Origin of the sequence: Novosphingobium sp. SG720 (assembly GCF_012275365.1) — a bacterium.
GTDB classification, from domain to species: Bacteria; Pseudomonadota; Alphaproteobacteria; order Sphingomonadales; family Sphingomonadaceae; genus Novosphingobium; species Novosphingobium rhizosphaerae.
Map to the genome: position 1 here is coordinate 912,920 of NZ_JAAZQN010000001.1, position 20,087 is coordinate 933,006.

Sequence of the window (20,087 nt, forward strand, 5' to 3'; positions counted from 1 at the left end):
TCCCTATCGCGCCCGCAACCGATGTAATTTTCAGGAACAGGTGCCGAAATGGCCGTCCCCAAGAGAAAGACTTCCCCGTCCCGCCGGGGCATGCGCCGCAGCCACGATGGCCTGAAGGCCGAAGCGTTCCACGAATGCTCGAACTGCGGTGAACTCAAGCGTCCGCACAACCTGTGCAACGCCTGCGGTCACTACAACGGTCGCGAAATCATCGCCGTCGGCGCCTGAGCCGATCTGACGGAGGGATGATCGGATCATGAGCTTGCCCAGAATCGCCGTCGATGCGATGGGCGGCGACGAGGGCGTGCGCGTGATGATCGAAGGCGCCGCGCTTGCGCGTCGGCGCCACGATCGCTTCAAGTTCCTGCTGGTCGGGGACGAGGCGAAGATCGTTCAGGCCCTTGACCATCATCCCAACCTTCGTGGCGCGTCGGAAATCCTCCACGCGCCCGAAGCGGTGGCCGGCGATGAACGCCCCACCCAGGCCCTGCGCCGCGCACGCACCACCTCGATGGGATTGGCCATCGACGCGGTGAAGCGGGGCGAGGCTGGCGCTGCCGTGAGCGGTGGCAACACCGGCGCGCTGATGGCCATGGCCAAGCTCGCCCTGCGCACGATGCCCGGCATCGACCGCCCGGCACTGGCCGCGCTGCTGCCCACGCTCGGCACGCACGATCTGGTGATGCTCGATCTGGGCGCGAACACCGATTGCGACGCACGCAACCTGTTTCAGTTCGCCCTGATGGGTGCGGCTTATGCGCGCATCGTCAACGGGCTAGACAGCCCGCGCGTGCGCCTGCTCAACATCGGCACCGAGGAAACCAAGGGCACCGACGACTTGCGCGATGCCGCCGCCCTGCTCAAGCAGGCCGCCGCCTCGCTCGCGCTGACGTTCGATGGCTTTACCGAATCCGACAAGCTGTCGCGCGGCGATTTCGACGTCGTGGTGACCGACGGATTTTCCGGCAACATCGCGCTCAAGGCGATGGAAGGGGCGGCGCGTTTCGTGGGCGACCTGCTGCGCCGCAGCTTTGCCTCGTCGCTGCGGTCCAAGATCGGCTTCCTGATCTCCAAGCCGGCGACCGAAACGCTCAAGCATCATCTTGATCCCAACAATCACAACGGGGCGGTTTTCCTCGGCCTCAACGGCGTGGTGGTGAAAAGCCACGGCAGTGCATCGGCCATGGGGGTGGCCAATGCCGTGGCCGTGACCGCGCGCCTGCTGGAAGAAAACCTGATCGAACGCATCGCCGCCGACGTGGCAGCGGTGGACCCGGACACGATTCGCCAGCCGGCCCGGCGCCGCGCGGCCAACACGGAAGGTGAAACCGCGCTGTGACTGTGCGCTCGGTTATTACCGGCAGCGGCTCTGCTCTGCCAAAACGCGTCGTTTCCAATGCCGAAATGGCGCAGATGGTGGATACCACCGACGAATGGATCGTCGAGCGCACCGGCATCCGCATGCGCCACATTGCCGGGGAGGGCGAAACCACGGCCACCCTCGCCACTCTCGCCGCCCGCCGCGCGATCGAAGCCGCCGGGATCGAGGCATCGAGCATCGACCTGATCGTGCTGGCCACGGCCACGCCCGACCAGACCTTTCCCGCCACCGCCACGATCGTGCAGGACAACCTGGGCTGCAACGGCGGCATGGCGTTTGACGTGGCGGCCGTGTGTTCGGGCTTCCTCTATGCGCTGGGCACGGCCGATTCGATGCTGCGCACCGGCATGGCCCGCCGCGCGCTGGTGATCGGCGCGGAAACGTTCAGCCGTATCCTCGATTGGGAAGATCGCACCACTTGCGTGCTGTTTGGCGATGGCGCGGGCGCCATGGTGCTGGAAGCGCGCGACGTGGACGATGCCGACCCGGCCGCGCCCGGCATCCTGGCCACGCGCCTGCATGCCGATGGCGCGCACAACCAGCTGCTTTACGTGGATGGCGGCGCATCGACCACCGGCACCGTGGGCAAGCTGCGGATGAAGGGGCGCGAAGTGTTCCGCCACGCGGTGACGAACCTGGCGTCGGTGCTGGAAGAAGTCTTGGTGGCCACCGGCCACGTTCCGGCCGATGTCGATTGGGTCGTGCCGCATCAGGCCAATTCCCGCATTCTCGATGCCACCGCCCGCAAGCTGGGGCTGCCGGCGGAAAAAGTGGTGGTGACGGTGGATCGCCATGCCAACACCAGCGCCGCTTCGGTGCCGCTGGCTTATGACACAGCGGTGCGCGATGGTCGCATCAAGCCGGGCAGCCTTGTCGTGTTCGAAGCGATGGGCGGTGGCTTTACCTGGGGTGCCTGTATCGCCCGCGTGTGATTCGCACACAAAAGCGATGCAGGAGGGATCGGTTCAGCGCGTGGGGATGCCTGAAACGATCCGAAACAGTCCGATTGGAACTGGATTTTTGCTGCGCGAAAAATCCATCAAGGTTTCAGCGGAATGGATGGCATTGCCTGTCCGGCAAAACGCGCTATTGTGTAGGACGGGAAGGGATTTTTTTACCGGGGGGTAAAATATACCATGCGTTCTGTAGGTACGCTGACACGGGCCGATCTGGCCGAAAGCATCAATCGTCGGGTTGGCCTCTCGCGGGCGGACTCCCTCGAAATGGTCGAGGCGATTTTGCAGCATATGAGTGGCGCGCTGGCCGATGGCCAGAACGTCAAGATTTCCGGTTTCGGCACGTTCCTGTTGCGGGACAAGGCCGAACGCATCGGGCGCAACCCCAAGACCGGGGTGGAAGTGCCGATCACGCCACGTCGCGTGCTCACCTTCCGGGCCAGCCAGATGCTGAAGGATCGCATCAGCGACGGTTCCTGATAGATTGGATGCATGACGGATAAGGGCCATCTCGTTTCTCCCGATGGTGTGATTGATGATGGCAAGGCACCCGATGCCTTGCGCACGATCGGAGAGGTGGCCCGGATCCTGGGCGTGAAACCGCACGTGCTGCGCTATTGGGAAGAACAGTTCCCGATGCTGCGTCCGCTGACGCGTGCCGGCAACCGGCGTTACTACCGGGCGCAGGATGTCGCCTTGGTGGCCACGATCGATCGCCTGCTCAACCGCGAAGGCTACACCATTCGCGGCGCCCGCCAGGCGCTGGAAAGTGGCTTGCGCCCCGATGCCGCGCCGCCGGGCCCCGTGCCCGCACCGTCCGCTGCGGTGACGCAAGCCGCGCCTGCGCCGCAGGCCGCGGCACATCCGGCTGTAGCGGGTGCACCCGCGCTGGAGACCGAACTGGTGGCCGCCATCGCGCGCCTGCGCGTTCATCTTGAGCGCATTCGCAGCGGCCTGGCCGTGGCGCTGGACGAAAGCTGATTTAGAGTGCGCTGACAAAAAAGCGGGAACCGGTTTTTGTCTACAAATCGCACGAGCTGGAGCACGATCACGTTTCCGTGAAACGCCATCGTGCTCCAGGCACGCCCCAAAGGGCAGGTTTTGTCTGCCTTATCGGCAAAAATCCTTTATATGCAGTTTGTTGCCTTCCCGCTTGCCCTTGTGGGCACGGCGGCGCTGCGGAACCGCGCCGCACAGGCATGGTTTCACCCGCGGCAATTATGCCGCAGTGGAGAGTTTCCCATGCTGAAAGGCAAGTTCACCGCATCGATCGCCGCCCTCGGGCTGGCGCTGGTGATGACCCCGGCCGCGCAGGCCGCCGCGTCCAAGATGGTTGGCGGCGCCGCGATGGTCGGCACCAAGACCATCGTCGAAAATGCGTCCAAGTCGTCCGATCACACCACGCTGGTGGCTGCGGTCAAGGCTGCGGGCCTCGTCGACACGCTGAACGGCAAGGGTCCGTTCACAGTGTTCGCCCCCACCAACGAAGCCTTCGCCGCGCTGCCCGCCGGCACGGTGGACACCCTGCTCAAGCCCGAGAACAAGGCGCAGCTCACCCAGGTGCTGACCTATCACGTGGTGGCCGGCAAGGTTACCTCGGCCGATCTCGTCGCCAAGATCAAGGCCGGCGGCGGCAGCGCCAGCCTCACCACCGTGGAAGGCGAACCGCTGACCGCCAGCCTCGATGGCAGCAACGTGGTGCTGACCGATGCCAAGGGTGGCAAGGCCACCGTGACGATCGCCGACGTGCCGCAGTCGAACGGCGTGGTGCACGTGGTGAACGCAGTGCTGCTGCCGTAAGGCACGCTACCATGTTCTTGATCAGGCCCCCTTCCGCACAGCGCGGAAGGGGGCTTGTTTCATCGAAACGTGTCGCTTTCGTCGATCGGCGTTTTGCGCGCGATACGCTTGCCCAGAAAGAAGAAGCCGAGGCCGAACGCAAAGGGTATGCCGCCGAAGAGGGCGACCAGCAGCAAGAGGCCCGGCAGTGGTCCGAAATCGCCGCTGGTTCCCATCATGATCGTGAACCAGGCGGAGCAGAGCCCGCTCGCGCCGGCAATCAATAGCCCAACCGCCTGGAGGATGGCGCCGATCAACCGGGTCATGCCCGCTCTCCCGCCAGCGCGCGATGCCGTGCGACAACGCCGGCGCCCTCGGCCCCGCTGCGATAGAACGTGTTGTAGGTATCGAAGGGGATGATCTGCCCGGCTTCGGTCACGAAGTGAACGCAACTGCGCTTCACCGTTGCCAGATCGAAATTGTAGCGATCGAGGAATTGCAGGATCACCACGCGAAAGCTGTGCTCATAGCCCAGGTCTTGCGGCACCATCGCCTGGGGCAGGCAGCACAGCACGCCGGCCAGCTTGTCGGCGGTGTTGGCCTGCGTGGTGGCCAGCGAGAGCAGATCGAGCAGCCCGGCGCGCAATTGCGGATAGGCTTCATAGCTGATCGTGTTCGGCCCGGCGAGAATCACCTCGCGCGGGAGGAGGCGGGTGATCGGCGTGACATCCGCGCCCTGGCGCAGGCCATAGCCGATGGAAATCTGGTCCGGGTTGCAGGGCAGGGGAATCATGTCTTGCGTATCGAACACGCCAGACTTGCCCACTTCGTGCCGGATCTGCGTGAGCAGCACACGGTTTTCCGCCGGATCGAATCCTTCGTTGCGCCCGGCATCCTGCACCGGCTGGAACGTGACGCCGCGCACGCAGCGCCAGGTCAGCGCGTGCTGAATGATCGGCGCAACCTGATCGTCGTTCACCCCGCGCTTCACCACGCAGACCAGCGTGGTCGCAAGGTTTACCGCCTCCAGCGCGGCCAGCGCCTGCTGCCGGATGCGCGCCAGCCGGGCGCCGCGCAGGTTGACCAGGGCATCGTCGTCCAGCGCGTCGAACTGAAGATAGACTTCCAGCGCCGGGGCATAGCTGGCCAGCCGCGCCACGAAGGCGGCATCCTGGGCAATGCGTAGGCCATTGGTGTTGATCATCACGTGGCGGATCGGGCGGGCTTTCACCGCGTCGAGAATGGCGAAGAAATCGGGGTGGAGCGTCGGCTCACCGCCGGAGATCTGCACCAGGTCCGGCTCGCCCTCGCTGGCCACCAGCGCGTCGAGCATGCGCTCGATCTCTGCCAGGGGGCGATGGCTGCCGTGGGCATCGGCCGCATCGGCAAAGCATACCGGGCAGGCGAGGTTGCAGGCGCTGTTGACCTCGATGATGGCCAGGCACGAATGTTGTTCGTGATCGGGGCACAGCCCGCAATCGAACGGGCAGCCGGCCTCGGTTCGGGTCTGCGCGGTGAGTGGGCGATCGCCCGGTTTCAGCCACAGCTTTTGTGCGCGCCAATAGTCCAGATCATCGCTGATCAGGGTTTTCTGTACGCCGTGGTCGCGGCAGCGTTTGAGGTAATAGACCCGCTCGCCTTCGATGATGACTTTGGCGGGAACGGGTTCAAGGCAGGTTTCGCACAGGCTCGTCGTCTGGCTGTGAAACACATAAGGCGCCACCTTGCGCACCGCGTCTCGCGTCGTTTCGCCAATACACGATGCCATAGACGACCAGTCCCCCGCAGATCAGGTGGAACAGGTTAAACGGGCCGACAAGATTTGGATAGGGCTTGAAAAATTCCCACACGAAGCGCTGCGCGCCATACCAGATGGCAAAGGCGTGGAACGCGTGGTGCCGCGCCCAGCCTGCGCCGCGCCGCCGCGCCACGACGAAAACGGCGATGAACAGCGCCATGGCCGCGCTTTCGTAAAGCTGCACCGGATGCCGGCCCGTGCCATCGCCCAGGTCCACCGCCCAGGGCAGCGCGGTGGGGGTGCCATAGGTGAGATCGGGCAGCCCGGCAAACAGGCAGCCCAGGCGGCCGACCATGATGCCCGTGGCCATCGGCAGCACGAACGATCCGCCGGTGGAGCCGCGCACGCCGTGGCGCCACTTCCACAGTTCCACCGCCGCGATGCCCCCGGCCAGCGCGCCGGCGACACTGTGCGAGGGTGCCCAATGCAGCGGCAAGGCGGTCAGGCGCAGGGTGTTGAGCGTGCCGGCCAGCCAGGCGCCGATCAAGGCGCCCACGGCCAGCCAGCGATAATAGCCCGGCGCCGTCAACCGCAGCAGGGTTTGCGTGCCCTGGGGCCAGGCGCGGTGCTGGCGCCAGGCAACCAGGCTGGCGCTCGCCCAGGCGGCCAGGTCGAACGCGATATGGGCAAAGGGCGCCGTAGGCAGGTGGATCATGCCGGGCGCCCCGTGCTTGCGCGGGGCCTCAGCCCTCCAGCGCCTCGGCAATCAGCTTGCGCGTGTTGCCAACGCCATAGAGCGCGATGAAGCTGCCCATGCGCGGGCCCTGGGGCGAACCCAGCAGGGTTTCATAGAGCGCCTTGAACCAGTCACGCAGGGTTTCGAACCCATAGTGCGGGTCCTTGCCGATTTCATAGACGATGTTCTGCAGTTCTTCTGCGGTGGCATCGTCGCTGGTGGCAGCCAGTTCCTCGTCCAGCGCGGCGAGCGCGGCGGCTTCGCCGGCCTCGGGCTTGCGCCGCACCAGGGTGGGGGCGATGAAATCGCGGTTGTAGGCCAGCGCGCGGGTGACCAGGGCATCGAGCGCGGGGTGCGCGGCAGGGTCTGCATTCTCGACATAGTTGGCCAGGTACGACCAGACCTGCTCGCGCGTGGCATGGGCGCCGAGCACGCCGACAAGGTTGAGCAGCAGGCCATAGGTGACGGGCAGCTTGTCGCCCGCGCCGACTTGTTCGCCATTGGTGCGCAGCAGGTGCCACACCGGGTTGCCCAGCTGCTGCTCGATCGGCTGGCTGGCGAGCTTTTCGCGGAACTGCCAGTATTCGTCCACCGCGCGCGGGATCACGCCAACGTGCAGCGACTTGGCGCTCTTGGGCTCGCGGAACAGGTAGAAGCTTAAGGATTCCTCGCTGCCATAGTCCAGCCACTGTTCGATGGTCAGGCCATTGCCCTTGGACTTGGAGATCTTCTCGCCCTTTTCATCGAGGAAAAGCTCGTAGATCAGGCCTTCGGGGCGGCGCCCGCCGAGCACCTGGGCGATGCGGCCCGACTGGGTCACGCTGTCGGTCAGGTCCTTGCCGCACATCTCGTAATCGACGCCCAGGGCGACCCAGCGCATCGCCCAGTCGACCTTCCATTGCAGCTTGGACTTGCCGCCCAGCACCGATTGTTCGACCACCGCGCCATCGGCGTCGGTAAAGCGGATCGTGCCGGCCTCGGCATCGACCACTTCGATCGGCACTTGCAGCACCTGGCCATTGCTGGGCGAGATCGGCAGGACCGGCGAATAGGTCTTGCGGCGTTCCTCGCGCAGGGTGGGCAGCATGATGCCCATGATCGCGTCGAAATGGCGCAGCACGTTCTTGAGCGCTTCATCGAACGCGCCGGAATTGTAGCGATCGGCGCCCGAAACGAATTCATAGTCGAAGCCGAAGCGATCGAGGAATTCGCGCAGCATGGCGTTGTTGTGGTGGGCAAAGCTTTCGAACTTGCCGAACGGATCGGGAATGCGGCTCAGCGGCTCCTGCAGGTGGGCGGTGAGCAGGTCCTTGTTGGGCACGTTGTCGGGCACCTTGCGCAGCCCGTCCATGTCATCCGAAAAGGCGACGAGGCGCGTGGGATGCCCGCCGGTCAGCGTTTCATAGGCGCGGCGCACCAGCGTGGTGCGCAAGACTTCCTGGAACGTGCCGATATGCGGCAGGCCCGAGGGGCCGTAGCCGGTTTCGAACAGCACCGGCACCAGATTGCCGCCTGCATCCTTTTTGCCGCCAGGATAGCGCTTGACCAGCTTGCGGGCTTCCTCGAACGGCCAGGACTTCGACACTTGGGCGGCGGTGGTGAGTTCGGTTTGGGTCATGGTTCCCGCCCTTTCGCGCTTGGCGGGCGGGAAGGCAAGGCATTTGGGCGCGTGCTCTGTTTGGCCGACGCGAAAATGCGACACAGCCCGAGGGAGGACTGTGCCGCATTTCCGTGGAGGCTCCAGAAGCGAGGTGTGGATGGGGGTTCTTACTTCAGGAGCGTCAGGACATTCTGCTGGTTCTGGTTCGCCTGCGAGATCATCGCAGTCGACGCCTGGGCCAGGATCTGCGCCTTGGCCATGGCGGTGGTTTCAGCAGAATAATCGGTATCCAGAATGCGGCTGCGCGCATCGGAAAGGTTGGTGACATTGTCGGTGAGGTTGTTGACCACCGACTGCAAGCGGTTCTGGCCGGCGCCAAATTCGGCGCGGACGGCGTTGACCTGGATGAGCGCGGAATCCACGTTGTCCATGGTGGTTGCGGCAACCGTGGCGTCGGACACGTCCAGCGCCTGGGTTGCGGTGGCATCATAGGCAGACAAGCCTGAGCCGAACAGGACCTGACCATCGAACGCGACCGAGCGCAGGGTGACGACGTTGTTGGTGTCGGCACCGGCCTGGATGTCGAGCGTGAGATCGTCGCTGCCGTCGGCGGCGGGCGTGCTGGTCATCACCTTGAACATGTTGTTGCCATTGAACAGCGAGTTGTTCAGCACGTCGGAAATCTGCGCGGTCAGGTTGCTCACTTCCGACTGCATCGCGGTGCGGTCGGAGTCCTGATAGGTGGCCGACTTGGCCTGCACGGCCAGTTCGCGAATGCGCTGGAGCATGTTGGTCACTTCGTTCAGCGCGCCGTCTGCGGTCTGCGCCATCGAGATGCCGTCGTTGGCGTTGCGCACCCCCTGCTGCATGCCCTGGATCTGCGAGGTCATGGTGGTGGTGATGGCGAGGCCCGCCGCGTCGTCCTTCGAGCTGTTGATGCGCTTGCCGGTCGACAGGCGCTGCATGGCGACGCCGGCTTGGGCCGACGCGGTGATCGAAGCATTGGCGGCACGGATCGCCGCAATATTGGTGTTGATGACTGCCATTTTCCCATTCTCCACTATGGGTTGAGTGACGATCCGGCGGTTCCCATCCGGCTCGGGAGCAAAGACGGCGCGGGGCGGGAATGTTTAAGTGCAACGTGGGTGACCTTGCGCGATCTTGCCCCGCGTTCCATTTTCGTTCACAGGGTGGAAGATGGCCGATCCTGCTGTTCCAGACCCGGGCAATCCTGCCCCGCCGGCGCTTGACCTGCCCGCCATTCAAGCCAGCCACGGCGGTTGCTGGCTGCGCGGGGTGGACCTGTTCCCGTCCACCCGCACGGTCGGCAAGGGCGAGGCGATCGTGGCGGCGGCCGATACGCCGCTGCTCATGCTCAATGCGCCGCTGGTGGCCAACCGGCTGGGCTATCCCGATCTTTCCGGCCTCGATCTGCTCGAACTCTACGCCTTCATCCACCCGGCGCGGTTCGTGGTGCCCACCCCCAAGGGGCTGGCCAACGCGCTTGGCCTGCCGCAGCCGGCGGGCGACGCCGATGTGCCGCTGCTGCTGCAACAGGCAGCCGAGGCGCTGCTGGCCACCACCGCCGCGCCCGATTGGGCGGAGCGGGAAGGGGCATGGAGCGCGCTGCAATCCATGATCAAGCTGCGCTGGCCCTGGTCCACGCTGCTGAGCGGGCGCATTGCCCGGCCCGAACGCGCCGAACGCTGGCTGTTTTCGCGCCTGCCCGAATGGGACGAGGCGGGCGAGCGGCCGCAGCCGGCGCAAGTCACGCTTGATTCGCAGGCGGTGGAAGCGCGCCTGGCCAACCTGACCGGGGCGGGCGCGGAAGACCGGCCGGGCCAGCGCGCCTTTGCCACCCAGGCCGCGCAGATGTTTGCCCCGCGCCGCGGCGCGCGCCAGCCGCACGTGGTGCTGGCCCAGGCGGGCACGGGCACGGGCAAGACGCTGGGCTATCTGGCGCCGGCTTCGCTGTGGACAGAGCGTTCGGGCGGCACGGTCTGGGTATCCACTTATACCAAGGCGCTGCAACGCCAGCTCCGCCGCGAAAGCCGGCGGGCCTTTGCCCAGCCTGCACCGGGCAGCAAGGCGGCCGCGCCGGTGGTGGTGCGCAAGGGGCGAGAGAATTACCTGTGCCTGCTCAACCTGGAAGACGCGTTGCAGGGCGGGTTTACCGGGCGCCCGGCGATCCTGGCACACCTGGTGGCGCGCTGGGCGGCCTATAGCCAGGATGGCGACATGATCGGCGGCGATCTGCCGGGCTGGCTGGGCACGCTATTCCGCAAGCGCGGGATCGCGGCGCTGACCGACCAGCGCGGCGAATGCGTCTATGCCGGGTGCCCGCACTATCGCAAATGCTTCATCGAGCGGGCCGCGCGCGCCAGCGCCGAAGCGGAACTGGTGATCGCCAACCATGCGCTGGTCATGGTCAACGCCGCGCGCGGGCGCGATGCGGCGCAGCGGCCCACGCGCATCGTGTTCGACGAAGGGCACCATGTGTTCGATGCGGCCGACAGCACGTTTGGCGCGGCGCTGACAGGCGCCGAAACGATCGAGTTGCGCCGCTGGGTGATCGGCCCCGAAGGCAAGTCACGCGGGCGGCGGCGCGGCCTGTCGGCGCGGCTGGCAGACGTGGCCAGCTATGACGAGGACGGCGCCATTGCGATCACCCAGGCGCGCGAGGCGGCCGAACTGCTGCCGGCCGATGGCTGGCTGGCGCGCATTGGCGATGGTGCGCCCGATGGCCCGGTGGAGCGGCTGCTCGCCGCGGTGCGGGCCACCGTGCTGGCGCGCGACGAAAGTGGCGGCACCGAGGCAGGCTATGGCCTTGAGACCGAGGCTGCGCAACTGGACGGCCCGCTGTTGGAAGCCGCCGCTGCCGCTCTTGAAGCGCTGGAAGACTTGCGCCAGCCGCTGTTGCGCCTGTCCTTGCGGCTGGAAGCGATTGTGGAAGAAGGGCCGGACTGGCTCGACGGGCAGGCCCGCGCGCGGATCGAAGGCGCCCGCAGTGCGATCCAGTGGCGCACCGATCTGCTGGCCGGATGGATTGCCCTGCTCGGGCGGCTGGGGGGCCCAACCGATCCCGATTATGTCGATTGGCTCGCGCTGGACCGGTCGGACGGGCGCGAATGGGACATGGGGCTGCACCGCCACCACCTCGACCCGATGAAGCCCTTTGCCGAAGTGGTGCTGGCGCCCGCGCACGGCGTGCTGATGACGTCGGCGACGCTGACCGATGGCGGGGATTGGAGTGGCGCGATTACCCGCAGCGGCGCGCCGCGTATCGACGTGCAGCCGCAACTTTTTGCCGCCAAGAGCCCGTTCGACTATCCCCGGCAGGCCGAAGTGCTGATCGTCACCGACGTGCCCAAGGGCGACATCGCCGCGCTCGCCGGCGCCTATGCCCGCCTGATCGAGGCGAGCGGGGGCGGCGTGCTCGGGCTGTTCACCGCGATCCGCCGGTTGCGCGCGGTGCATGGCCGCATTGCCGACCGCCTGGCGCGCGGCGGGCTGCCGCTCTATGCCCAGCATGTCGATCCGATCGACACCGGCACGCTGGTGGACATCTTCCGCGACGATCCGCGCGCCTCGCTGCTCGGCACCGATGCCCTGCGTGACGGGGTGGACGTGCCCGGCCAGTCGCTGCGCCTGGTGGTGATGGAGCAAGTGCCCTGGCCCAAGCCCTCGATCCTCCACCGCGCCCGGCGCCTGGCTGCCCCGCGCGAGGAAGGCGGCGCGCAAGGGCACGATGATCGCATCATCCGCGCGCGGCTGGCGCAGGCCTTTGGCCGGCTGATCCGCTCGGCCGACGATCGCGGCCATTTCGTCGTACTGTCGTCTGCGTTCCCATCCCGCCTGCTGTCGGCCTTCCCCGAAGGCACGCCGGTCCGCCGGGTAAGTTTGGAGCAGGCTTTACAATCCATCGCCGGGCGTGTTGATGAACGCGTGTTGGCAGCCAAAGACGAGAACGTGCCGTGAAGACGCTTGCCCTGTTCCGCCATGCCAAATCGGATTGGAGCGATGCCCGCGCCCGCGATTTCGATCGGCCCTTGAACGAACGCGGCCAGCGCGGCGCAGTGGCCATGGGCGAGCACGTGCGCGCCAGCGGCCGCCGCTTCGACCGCGTGATCGCCTCACCAGCCGTGCGCGTGGCCGAAACCATCGAATGGGCAAGCAAGGCCTGGAACCGCGTGTTCCCGGTGGAATGGGACCGGCGCATCTACCTCGCCAGTTCGGCCACGCTGCTGGACCTCTTGCGCGAATTGCCCGGCGACCCTGGCAGCGTGCTGATGATCGGCCACAATCCGGGCCTGGAAGACCTGATCTTCGACCTCGTGCCCGACGATGGCACCAGCCCTTTGCGCGACGTGGTGGAAGCCAAGTTCCCCACCGCCACTTTCGCCGTGCTGGAACTCGATGTGGCGCGCTGGGCCGACGTGGACGCCGGCTGCGCCCGGCTGGTGGCGCTGACGCGGCCGCGCGACCTCGATCCGGCGCTGGGGCCGCAGTTGTTGGGGTGAGGAGGTGCCTGCTTGCGTCGGATTTCGGCCGATGGCGTTGAAAAAGTCGCCTTCTTGGCGAAGCGGAGGGTACGGATCGAAACGGCTGAGCAGAATCGCCTGGCCTCATGTCATCACCATCTGCCTGGCGATGCTGATCTTGGCGAGCTTGCGCAGGTTCTGGGCGGCAGCGGCGAGGTGGAACTCATCCCGGGCACCATTGGGTCCGCGTAATCGCAGCCGGTCGAGCCGCATGATGCGCTTCAGGTGGGCAAAAAGCATCTCGACCTTCTTGCGCTCGCGGCGTGAGGCGATCCATTCATCTTCCTGCGACAGGGCCCGAGCGAGATCGCGAGCGCCCTCGTGGATGGAGCGGGTCACCTTGCGAGCCGGCAGGATGGGCGTGCATTGTGGCTTGAGCGCGCAGTTGCTGCAGTCCTGCTGCCGCGCTCGGTAGCGGATGAAGCCATCCTGGCCGGCCTCCGGTCGCGGCGAGGTGAAGTTGCGGTTACGCGGTCGCAGACGCCTGCCGGCCGGGCAGATATAGCTGTCATCCTCGTGATCGAAGGTGAAGTCGCTGCGCTCGAACGCACCATCACTCCTGGCGGATTTGTCAAAGACGGGCACGTGCGGCTCGATGCCACGCTCGTGCACAAGCCACGCGAGCATGCCGGCAGAACCATAGCCGGTGTCGCCGATCAGCTTGCGGGGCCATAGGCCATGGCGGTCGGCTGCCCGCTCGATCATCCGTTTGGCGGCGGTCACCTCGGCCTGGCGCACCGCCGTGCTTGCCTCGACATCCACGATCACCGCATTGTCGACGTCGATCAGGTAATTGGTGGCGTAGCAGAAGTCGGTGCGGTTACCGTGCGCCTGAGTATAGCGGGCCGCAGGATCGACCGGTGAAACGCGCTTGGGCTCAACCGGCGTTGCGCCGCCGAAAACGGCGTCGTCGAGTACGGCGAGATACTCCTCGACGGCACGCCCTGCCGGACCAGCGCCAAGACCTTGCGTTCCCTCGACATAGGTCTGCCGGTTGGCCTCGGCCCGGATCAGGCTGGCATCGACAGCAAAGCCGTCACCGCCGACCAGTCCTTCCTCAATGCAGCGCCGCACGGTGGCTTCGAACAACTGGCGGAACAGATCACTCTCACGGAAGCGTCCATGCCGGTTCTTCGAGAAGGTCGAGTGATCCGGCACGTCACCGTCGAGACCCAGGCGGCAGAACCAGCGGTAAGCCAGGTTGAGGTGCACCTCCTCGCACAGGCGGCGCTCCGACCTGATGCCGAAGCAGTACCCCACGATGAGCATCCGCAGCATCAGCTCGGGGTCGATCGAAGGGCGACCGATCGCGCTGTAAAAGCCGCGCAGGTGCTCGCGCATGCCCGACAGGTCCACGAACCGGTCGATCGCCCGCAGCAGATGATCGGCGGGGACATGCCGATCCAGGCTGAACTCGTAGAACAGGGCCTCCTGCGCCACCCGGCGCTCGCCCATCATGGCTTGGCATCCTTCAGCATCCTAATGCTGAATCAGACCCTTACCCCAAGTGCAAGACCGACTTTTTCAACACAATCGGCCAGTTGCGGACATCCGAGTAGGGTGGCACTTTGTTGCCGTTAGCTGACGGATTTCAATGCAATGGACGACGGTACGGACATCTACAATGAGATTGATCCACCGAAGCAGCTTTTTGCGATTGGCACGGTTGCCGTCTTAGTGGTGTTTATCGGAACCGCGTGGGTCAGAGAAGATGCAGCGCCACTCTTTGCTGCTTTCTCGGTTGGTGTCCTCTGCCTGCTCGTCGGACTGACGTGGCAATTGCGGCGCCGTAAAATGCTTTGGGTGATTTTGACCGCCATCGGCTTGCTACACGTTGCAGCGATCACGATGGTCAGATTTCCTGATAGGATCTCATACGGCGTGCTGTTTGCGCCGCTGGTCTGCCTTGATACCTACATCTTTTGGAAGCTCACCGTCTCTGTTCTGAAGGTGCTCGATTAGTTCACATAGTGACGTCCACTTTCCACCAATCACGTTCGTTCCAGCGGGCTCCGCGAAGGGGCATTTTATGTGAACTTGGCGCGCGCAATCGAGACGTCAGTTCCGTTTCCGAAAATCCCACACGAAGCCACAAAGACACAAAGAGAGGGCTTTTCTTCGTGTCTTTGTGGCTTTGTGTGAAATCATTCTGGAAACCACCCGCGCCTGGTTCTGGTATGGCATTGCAGGATAAAGCGGGCCCCCGGATTAAGTCCGGGGTGACGTTAAATATCTAAATCAGCTGAAAATTTCGTCACTCCGGACTTGATCCGGGGTCCCGCTGCCTTCTGCGCGATCAACGCGCCGCCTGTTCCGCTATCCAGTCTCGCACTTTGCTTTCCAGCACCGGCAGCGGAAGCGCGCCGCTGCCCAGCACTTGCGCATGGAATGCCCGCAAGTCGAAGCGCGCGCCCAGCCGCGCTTCCGCCTCGGCGCGCAACCGCTGGATGGTCAGGGCGCCGATCTTGTAGGCCACGGCCTGGCCGGGATCGGCGATATAGCGATCCACTTCCGCCTGGGCGTCACTGCGGCCCATGCCGGAGTTGGTCAGCATGTAGTCCAGCGCCTGTTGCCGGCTCCAGCCTTGGCTGTGCAGCCCGGTATCGACGACCAGGCGCATGGCGCGCAGCATTTCGTCGTCCAGCGTGCCCCAGTGCTGCATCGGATCGTCGAAGAGCCCCATGGGATAGCCCAGCGTTTCGGCATAGAGCGCCCAGCCTTCGACATAGGCGGTGTTGCCGCCATAGCGCTGGAAATCGGGCAGGTCCGGATTCTCCTGCGCCAGGCTGATCTGGAAATGGTGGCCCGGTGCGCCTTCGTGCAGATAGAGCGTGGCAATGCCGGTCAGGAACCGGCTCTTGAGATCGAACGTGTTGTAATAGAACACGCCGGGCCGGGTGCCGTCGGCGCTGCCGGGGCTATAGCTGCCGCCCGCCTCGAACCGCGCGCGATAGGCGGGGTGCGGCAGGATCAGCAGCGGCGTGCGTGGCATGGTCACGAAAAAGCGCGGCGCCTGGGCCGCCACCACCTGGGCCACACGCCGATAGCCTTGCGCCAGATCTTCGGCCTTGCGGGGATGATAGCGTGGGTCGACACGGATCGCATCGAAGAACGCACGCAGCGGCCCGGCAAAGCCCAACTGCCGCTTCACCGTATCCATCTCGGCCTGGATGCGCGCCACTTCGGCCAGGCCCAGGGCATGAACCTGCGCAGGATCGAGATCGAGCGTGGTGTGATGGTGCAGCAGGGCGCGATAGAGCGTCGCGCCGCCGGGCAGGGCGGCCAGGCCCACGCTCTCGCGCGTGGCGGGCAGATATTCGTCGGCCAGGAACGCGCGCAGGGTGCGATAGGCTGGATAGACTGCCTCGACCGTGGCGGCGCGATATTCGGCGCGCAGGCGCGTGCGGGCGAGCACGGCGGTCTTGCCCCCGCCTTTGCCGCTTTCAGCCAGGCCCAGCGGCTGTTGCGCCGGGCTCATGAACAGGGAGTGTTCGGGCGGGCGGGCCAGCAGTGCGTCGATCTGCCCGATCAGCGTTTCGACCACGGCACGGGGGCTGGTTACCCCGCGCGCCAGGCCTGCGCGATAGCGCGCGATCGCGGCGGCAAAGACCTGGGGCAGCGCGCGGTTGCGCGCCAGGTTAGCGGCGTGATCGGCTGCGGTTTCCAGCGAGGCCGGCCCGCCGGCAGAAGCCAGGCCGGGATATTCCACCTGCAACCCGCCCACCGGGTTGAGCGGCATCATCGCCAGCATATCGGCCACCTCGGGCGAGAGCATGGCCTGTTCATCGTCGAGCACCGCGGCATAGGCCCGGGCCGAGATGCGGTGCGGGGCATCGAGCGTGGCCAGGTCGATCCGCGCCAGGGCATCGCGCGCGGCCGCGTTGCGCGCGCGCTGCATCGTGGTGAGCGCCGGATCGAACACCATGCGAAAGCTGCTGGCGGCAAGCGGTTCGCCCCGTTCGAGCGTATCGAGCGGGTCAAGCGCACGGCGGGCTGCGTCGTCCTGCGCCAGCAGCGCGTCGAGCGCCACATTGGGCGAAACGGTGGTGGAAGCCGGCGCCGAAGCCGGAGCCGGAGCAGGCTGGGTGATCTGGGCCTTGGCCCCAACCGGAGCGCCGACCAGCGCAAGCAGCAACAGGGCATGAAGCGGCCGCGTCGCGGGCATCAATTCCACGGGCGCGACCGATACCACTTGGTCAGCACGTATTTCACCCCCCGGATAACCGGCGTGCCGGCATGGAGGCTCTTGGCATTGGGGCGGCCATCGGGGGACATGTTGTTCCAGATCAGCAGGGCGCCCTGCTGTGGCGGGATCGACAGGTTCACTTTGGGAAAGTCGGTCGAGCCGCCTTCCTCCACCGCGTTGAGATAGGCCATTGCCGTCCAGCTGCGCTGGCCGCCGTTGCGCATTTCCTCGGCCCACATCGGGTCAGACGGGCGGAAATGATCGAAGTGCGCCTTGAATTCCTGGCCCGGCGTATAGCGTTGGCCCTGGATGGTTTCGCCATAGGCGGGGTCCAGGCCGATCAGGTCGTCGATCCGGCGCTGCAACATGCGAATGAACGGATCGTGCGGATTGACGTCGCCGCTATAGCTCGTGCGGCCACCATCGTTGCTGTACGTATCCGACGGGCGCGCCACGGAATCGACAACCCCGATCAGGCGCTCGCATTCGGCGCGGGTGAAGAATTCGCCCACGGCATAGATCTCGAAATCTTCGACGGGAATGCGGTAGGCGGCCGGATCTGCATCGAGTCGCGCGCGGACCTGGCTACCGATGCGCTTGAGGTCGGCCATGTCGGGATGACGGTCGGAACGGAACAAAACCATGATCGGATCGTCATGACGCAAGGGCGCGATGGCGGCAAGCCGGCTTGGCCGAATGCCAGGAAAACCCGGTGGAATTCGAGTTCACCAAGTTTTGGTCCGATGTGGACCGAAATCGTTGATAATTCATGCGAAATATTGTCGATAGTGGGTTATTGCAAGATGTAGTTAACCTGAAGCTGTCCTGCGGTTGGGGCCTGGGGGGCCCAACAGAAGGCCTCGCGAAACCAACGGTGTCAACTGTGCCGCACATGTCATTCGCGCCTGCACTCCCCTTAGACAGTAAAGCCATTCCTGATCTGGGAGGTCGCGTTCCTTTGGATGCCCTAGTCGATGTCGAGGCAGAGGCCTTCCGCGTTGCCAAGGCGCTTTATGCGCTCCGCCGTCGCCGCGACGGGGCTACGCCGGTTAAAGGCCTGTTTGGAGAGCCGGCCTGGGACATTCTGCTCGACTTGTTCATCGCCTACAAAAGCGGGACAGAACTGCAGGTTTCGAGCGTGTGCGTGGAAGCGGGCGTGCCTTCGACCACGATCCTGCGCTGGATCGCCCGGCTTGAGCGCGAGGGCTTGCTCTATCGCCAGGCCGATACCGGCGACTTGCGCCGTCGCTATGTCAGGCTGACGAACGACGGGCTGACCATGATGCGCAATATCCTCACGGCCATCGGCACGATCTGACCAACACGAAAACGGCGCATGGCCTTTCTATGGCCATGCGCCGCTTGTCAGGTCAACGGGGCCAACCCACCGGGCTGGCCCCGCCTTAACCATCTTACCAGAAGAAATCGTAGATCACGTCCACGACCTGGCCGGTATAGGTATCGATCAGAACCACGTCGTCATAATAGCGCACCCAGCGATAGGGCGGGTAGGCCGGCGGCAGGCGATAGGCCCAAGGATCGGTGATCCAGTACTGCTGCGAGAAGAACGGCGCACCCAGATAGATACCGATATTCAAGCGGTTGTAGCGATAGTTCGGCAGCGGGGCGAAATAGCGCGGGCCGCGGAACAAGTCGCGGTGGCCATTGCGCCAACCCTGCCAGTCATACCGGCGATCCTGGCGCCAGTCGCCCCGCCACGGGCTGCGATCGTTGTTCCAACCCGGACGACCCGGTCCGCGATCGTTGTTCCAGCCGGGACGGCCAGGGCCACGATCGTTGTTCCAACCAGGGCGACCCGGCCCGCGGTTGTCATTCCAGCCGGGGCGATCCGGGCCGCGATTGTCGTTCCAGCCGGGACGGCTGGGACCGCGATCGCCACCCTGCCAGCCGGGCTGCGGCACGGGGCGGGTTGACGGGTTGCCGCCGCCGGGACGATCGCCGCCGGGCCGGTCGCCACCCGGACGCCCGTTGCCGTTGTTCCACGAAGGCTGCGGCGCCTGGCCCGGTTGGGGCACGGCATGGCCGCCGCGCCAGCCGCCGGGCTGGTTCTGATAACCGCCGCCAAAGCCGCCCTGCGGACCGCGGGGAGGCTGCGCCTGGGGTGGCGCCTGGGGTGCGGGGCGTGCCTGTTCGCCGCGCGGGGCGCCGCCACCGCCGCTGGGGAAGCCCCCGCCGCGGTTGCCGCCGCCACGATTTTCACCACCACCGCGGTTTTCACCGCCGCGATGCTCGCCGCGTTCCTGGGCAAAGGCCGTGGCCGGAATGGCGGCGGCCAGAGTGGCGACGGCCAGGGCCGCGCCGATCTTCGATTTCCACTTGCTGCTGGCGGCCATGGCCGTCTCCCTTGGTTCACCTACTCGAAACGTCGGGCGGTGGCGGTTTGTTTCCCATCGCTTGCTGATGTTTCTAAACCTGCGCCGCTGTCGCATCGCTGAACCGGCTTGGTGCCCCCACGTTCATCTTGGCAGACCGCGGCTGTCCGCGCCACAGCGCTGCGATGGACAGCCTGGAACAGACGATCGCCGACGCGCAGGCCCGGTTGGAAGCGGCCGTTGCCGATCGCACTGCGGCGATGCATGCGCCGGTGGTGGGCACGCCCGATGGCGAAATGCGGATCATGGTTTTGCGTGCGGTGGGCCCGGCGCTGTCGGCGCTGCGCTTCCACACCGATGCGCGCAGCCCCAAGGTGATGACGGTTGCCACGCATGGCCGCGCCAGCGTGCTCGCCTATGACCCTGTCGCACGCGTGCAATTGCGTTTGTCCGGCCCGGCGCGAATCGAGCAAGCGGGGCCGACGGCGGATGCGGCATGGGACAAGGCCGCTGCGTTCAGCCGGCGTTGCTACCTGGCCGAGGCCGGCCCCGGCGCACCGCTCGATGCACCGGGCAGCGCTTTGCCCGCCGATCTCCTTGCCCGCCGGCCCACCCTGGCGGAAACCGAGGCCGGCCGGGCCGCCTTTGCCGTCCTGCTGGTGGAGCCCGAGACCCTCGATTGGCTCAGGCTCGATGCCCATGGGGGCGTGCGGGCGCGGTTCGCGCGCGGGCCGCAGGGTTGGGAAGGGGGTTGGGTGGCGCCTTAGGGGGCGTTGCGCCTGGTTTTCCACCACGCCCGGCCCGATCCTCTTCGCAAGGAGCGGGCCGGGGGTGGTG

General features: G+C 65.8%; 20 protein-coding genes. 11 read left to right on the top strand and 9 right to left on the bottom strand.

Going from position 1 to position 20,087, the window contains the following annotated elements; translation table 11 throughout:
* The first annotated feature begins 48 nt into the window (after window positions 1–48).
* From rpmF to FHW94_RS04135, 6 genes are all read left to right on the top strand, one after another.
* Window positions 49–228 carry a 50S ribosomal protein L32 gene (gene rpmF / locus FHW94_RS04110; RefSeq protein ID WP_168554466.1) on the top strand — a complete coding sequence of 60 codons (180 nt, stop codon included), beginning with the start codon at window positions 49–51 and terminating at the stop codon, window positions 226–228.
* A 28-nt stretch (window positions 229–256) separates the two neighbouring features.
* On the top strand, window positions 257–1,339 hold the full coding sequence (gene plsX / locus FHW94_RS04115) for a phosphate acyltransferase PlsX (protein ID WP_168554467.1): 1,083 nt from the start codon (window positions 257–259) through the stop codon (window positions 1,337–1,339).
* Window positions 1,336–2,313 carry a beta-ketoacyl-ACP synthase III gene (locus FHW94_RS04120; RefSeq protein ID WP_168554468.1) on the top strand — a complete coding sequence of 326 codons (978 nt, stop codon included), beginning with the start codon at window positions 1,336–1,338 and terminating at the stop codon, window positions 2,311–2,313. The genes plsX and FHW94_RS04120 overlap by 4 nt, the downstream gene beginning before the upstream one ends.
* Before the next feature lie 204 nt (window positions 2,314–2,517).
* On the top strand, window positions 2,518–2,817 hold the full coding sequence (locus FHW94_RS04125) for an integration host factor subunit alpha (protein ID WP_168554469.1): 300 nt from the start codon (window positions 2,518–2,520) through the stop codon (window positions 2,815–2,817).
* Between the two features lie 12 nt (window positions 2,818–2,829).
* Entirely contained in the window at window positions 2,830–3,318 is a 489-nt protein-coding gene (locus FHW94_RS04130; protein WP_168554470.1) for a MerR family transcriptional regulator, read from the top strand.
* 315 nt (window positions 3,319–3,633) lie between these two features.
* Window positions 3,634–4,137, top strand: coding sequence for a fasciclin domain-containing protein (locus FHW94_RS04135; protein WP_246865987.1), 504 nt, complete (start codon window positions 3,634–3,636; stop codon window positions 4,135–4,137).
* A gap of 59 nt (window positions 4,138–4,196) precedes the next feature.
* On the opposite strand, the gene FHW94_RS04140 is transcribed toward FHW94_RS04135, so the two are convergent.
* The 5 genes from FHW94_RS04140 to FHW94_RS04160 form a co-directional block, all read right to left on the bottom strand.
* Window positions 4,197–4,442 carry a hypothetical protein gene (locus FHW94_RS04140; RefSeq protein WP_168554472.1) on the bottom strand — a complete coding sequence of 82 codons (246 nt, stop codon included), beginning with the start codon at window positions 4,440–4,442 and terminating at the stop codon, window positions 4,197–4,199.
* Window positions 4,439–5,884, bottom strand: coding sequence for a radical SAM protein (locus FHW94_RS04145; RefSeq protein WP_168554473.1), 1,446 nt, complete (start codon window positions 5,882–5,884; stop codon window positions 4,439–4,441). The genes FHW94_RS04140 and FHW94_RS04145 overlap by 4 nt, the downstream gene beginning before the upstream one ends.
* Complete coding sequence (locus tag FHW94_RS04150; RefSeq protein WP_168554474.1) at window positions 5,784–6,569, bottom strand: prolipoprotein diacylglyceryl transferase family protein; 786 nt, start codon at window positions 6,567–6,569, stop codon at window positions 5,784–5,786. The genes FHW94_RS04145 and FHW94_RS04150 overlap by 101 nt, the downstream gene beginning before the upstream one ends.
* Window positions 6,570–6,597: 28 nt before the next feature.
* The gene (locus FHW94_RS04155; RefSeq protein WP_168554475.1) at window positions 6,598–8,208 is read right to left on the bottom strand and encodes a lysine--tRNA ligase; all 1,611 of its coding nucleotides are present in this window, start codon (window positions 8,206–8,208) and stop codon (window positions 6,598–6,600) included.
* A gap of 149 nt (window positions 8,209–8,357) precedes the next feature.
* The gene (locus FHW94_RS04160) at window positions 8,358–9,236 is read right to left on the bottom strand and encodes a flagellin (protein WP_168554476.1); all 879 of its coding nucleotides are present in this window, start codon (window positions 9,234–9,236) and stop codon (window positions 8,358–8,360) included.
* Between the two features lie 151 nt (window positions 9,237–9,387).
* On the opposite strand from FHW94_RS04160, the gene FHW94_RS04165 reads away from it, so the two are divergent.
* Complete coding sequence (locus FHW94_RS04165) at window positions 9,388–12,168, top strand: ATP-dependent DNA helicase (RefSeq protein ID WP_168554477.1); 2,781 nt, start codon at window positions 9,388–9,390, stop codon at window positions 12,166–12,168.
* On the top strand, window positions 12,165–12,710 hold the full coding sequence (locus FHW94_RS04170) for a histidine phosphatase family protein (protein WP_168554478.1): 546 nt from the start codon (window positions 12,165–12,167) through the stop codon (window positions 12,708–12,710). The genes FHW94_RS04165 and FHW94_RS04170 overlap by 4 nt, the downstream gene beginning before the upstream one ends.
* A 105-nt stretch (window positions 12,711–12,815) precedes the next feature.
* Here FHW94_RS04170 and FHW94_RS04175 read toward each other — a convergent pair whose 3' ends face one another.
* Window positions 12,816–14,189: a transposase gene (locus tag FHW94_RS04175; RefSeq protein ID WP_168554479.1), complete on the bottom strand. Its 1,374-nt coding sequence runs from the start codon at window positions 14,187–14,189 to the stop codon at window positions 12,816–12,818.
* A gap of 141 nt (window positions 14,190–14,330) precedes the next feature.
* Here FHW94_RS04175 and FHW94_RS04180 point away from each other — a divergent pair, with 141 nt between their 5' ends.
* Entirely contained in the window at window positions 14,331–14,693 is a 363-nt protein-coding gene (locus FHW94_RS04180; protein WP_168554480.1) for a hypothetical protein, read from the top strand.
* A gap of 334 nt (window positions 14,694–15,027) precedes the next feature.
* Here the strand turns inward: FHW94_RS04180 and FHW94_RS04185 are convergent, their stop codons facing one another.
* Together FHW94_RS04185 and FHW94_RS04190 are read right to left on the bottom strand one after the other, a co-directional pair.
* Entirely contained in the window at window positions 15,028–16,896 is a 1,869-nt protein-coding gene (locus FHW94_RS04185) for a DUF885 domain-containing protein (protein WP_168554481.1), read from the bottom strand.
* Window positions 16,896–17,561 (bottom strand): 2OG-Fe(II) oxygenase, encoded by a 666-nt coding sequence (locus FHW94_RS04190; protein ID WP_168554482.1) that lies wholly within the window; start codon window positions 17,559–17,561, stop codon window positions 16,896–16,898. Before FHW94_RS04190 ends, FHW94_RS04185 begins: the two co-directional genes overlap by 1 nt.
* 314 nt (window positions 17,562–17,875) lie before the next feature.
* Here FHW94_RS04190 and FHW94_RS04195 point away from each other — a divergent pair, with 314 nt between their 5' ends.
* The gene (locus FHW94_RS04195) at window positions 17,876–18,235 is read left to right on the top strand and encodes a winged helix DNA-binding protein (RefSeq protein ID WP_168554483.1); all 360 of its coding nucleotides are present in this window, start codon (window positions 17,876–17,878) and stop codon (window positions 18,233–18,235) included.
* A gap of 94 nt (window positions 18,236–18,329) precedes the next feature.
* Here FHW94_RS04195 and FHW94_RS04200 read toward each other — a convergent pair whose 3' ends face one another.
* Window positions 18,330–19,271: an RcnB family protein gene (locus tag FHW94_RS04200; RefSeq protein WP_168554484.1), complete on the bottom strand. Its 942-nt coding sequence runs from the start codon at window positions 19,269–19,271 to the stop codon at window positions 18,330–18,332.
* Between the two features lie 164 nt (window positions 19,272–19,435).
* Between FHW94_RS04200 and FHW94_RS04205 the strand changes: the two genes are divergently transcribed.
* A complete protein-coding gene (locus FHW94_RS04205; protein ID WP_168554485.1) occupies window positions 19,436–20,017 on the top strand; it encodes a flavin-binding protein in 582 nt (193 codons plus the stop codon).
* Window positions 20,018–20,087 lie beyond the last annotated feature (70 nt).

Bases quoted from the DNA above. Each gene is read 5' to 3' on its own strand.
- FHW94_RS04125 (WP_168554469.1), top strand. From the start codon at position 2,518: ATGCGTTCTGTAGGTACGCTGACACGGGCCGATCTGGCCGAAAGCATC.
- plsX (WP_168554467.1), top strand. From the start codon at position 257: ATGAGCTTGCCCAGAATCGCCGTCGATGCGATGGGCGGCGACGAGGGC.
- FHW94_RS04140 (WP_168554472.1), bottom strand. From the start codon at position 4,442: ATGACCCGGTTGATCGGCGCCATCCTCCAGGCGGTTGGGCTATTGATT.
- FHW94_RS04205 (WP_168554485.1), top strand. From the start codon at position 19,436: ATGGACAGCCTGGAACAGACGATCGCCGACGCGCAGGCCCGGTTGGAA.
- rpmF (WP_168554466.1), top strand. From the start codon at position 49: ATGGCCGTCCCCAAGAGAAAGACTTCCCCGTCCCGCCGGGGCATGCGC.
- FHW94_RS04185 (WP_168554481.1), bottom strand. From the start codon at position 16,896: ATGCCCGCGACGCGGCCGCTTCATGCCCTGTTGCTGCTTGCGCTGGTC.
- FHW94_RS04160 (WP_168554476.1), bottom strand. From the start codon at position 9,236: ATGGCAGTCATCAACACCAATATTGCGGCGATCCGTGCCGCCAATGCT.
- FHW94_RS04175 (WP_168554479.1), bottom strand. From the start codon at position 14,189: ATGATGGGCGAGCGCCGGGTGGCGCAGGAGGCCCTGTTCTACGAGTTC.
- FHW94_RS04135 (WP_246865987.1), top strand. From the start codon at position 3,634: ATGACCCCGGCCGCGCAGGCCGCCGCGTCCAAGATGGTTGGCGGCGCC.
- FHW94_RS04150 (WP_168554474.1), bottom strand. From the start codon at position 6,569: ATGATCCACCTGCCTACGGCGCCCTTTGCCCATATCGCGTTCGACCTG.
- FHW94_RS04200 (WP_168554484.1), bottom strand. From the start codon at position 19,271: ATGGCCGCCAGCAGCAAGTGGAAATCGAAGATCGGCGCGGCCCTGGCC.
- FHW94_RS04130 (WP_168554470.1), top strand. From the start codon at position 2,830: ATGACGGATAAGGGCCATCTCGTTTCTCCCGATGGTGTGATTGATGAT.
- FHW94_RS04155 (WP_168554475.1), bottom strand. From the start codon at position 8,208: ATGACCCAAACCGAACTCACCACCGCCGCCCAAGTGTCGAAGTCCTGG.
- FHW94_RS04190 (WP_168554482.1), bottom strand. From the start codon at position 17,561: ATGGTTTTGTTCCGTTCCGACCGTCATCCCGACATGGCCGACCTCAAG.
- FHW94_RS04180 (WP_168554480.1), top strand. From the start codon at position 14,331: ATGGACGACGGTACGGACATCTACAATGAGATTGATCCACCGAAGCAG.
- FHW94_RS04165 (WP_168554477.1), top strand. From the start codon at position 9,388: ATGGCCGATCCTGCTGTTCCAGACCCGGGCAATCCTGCCCCGCCGGCG.
- FHW94_RS04145 (WP_168554473.1), bottom strand. From the start codon at position 5,884: ATGGCATCGTGTATTGGCGAAACGACGCGAGACGCGGTGCGCAAGGTG.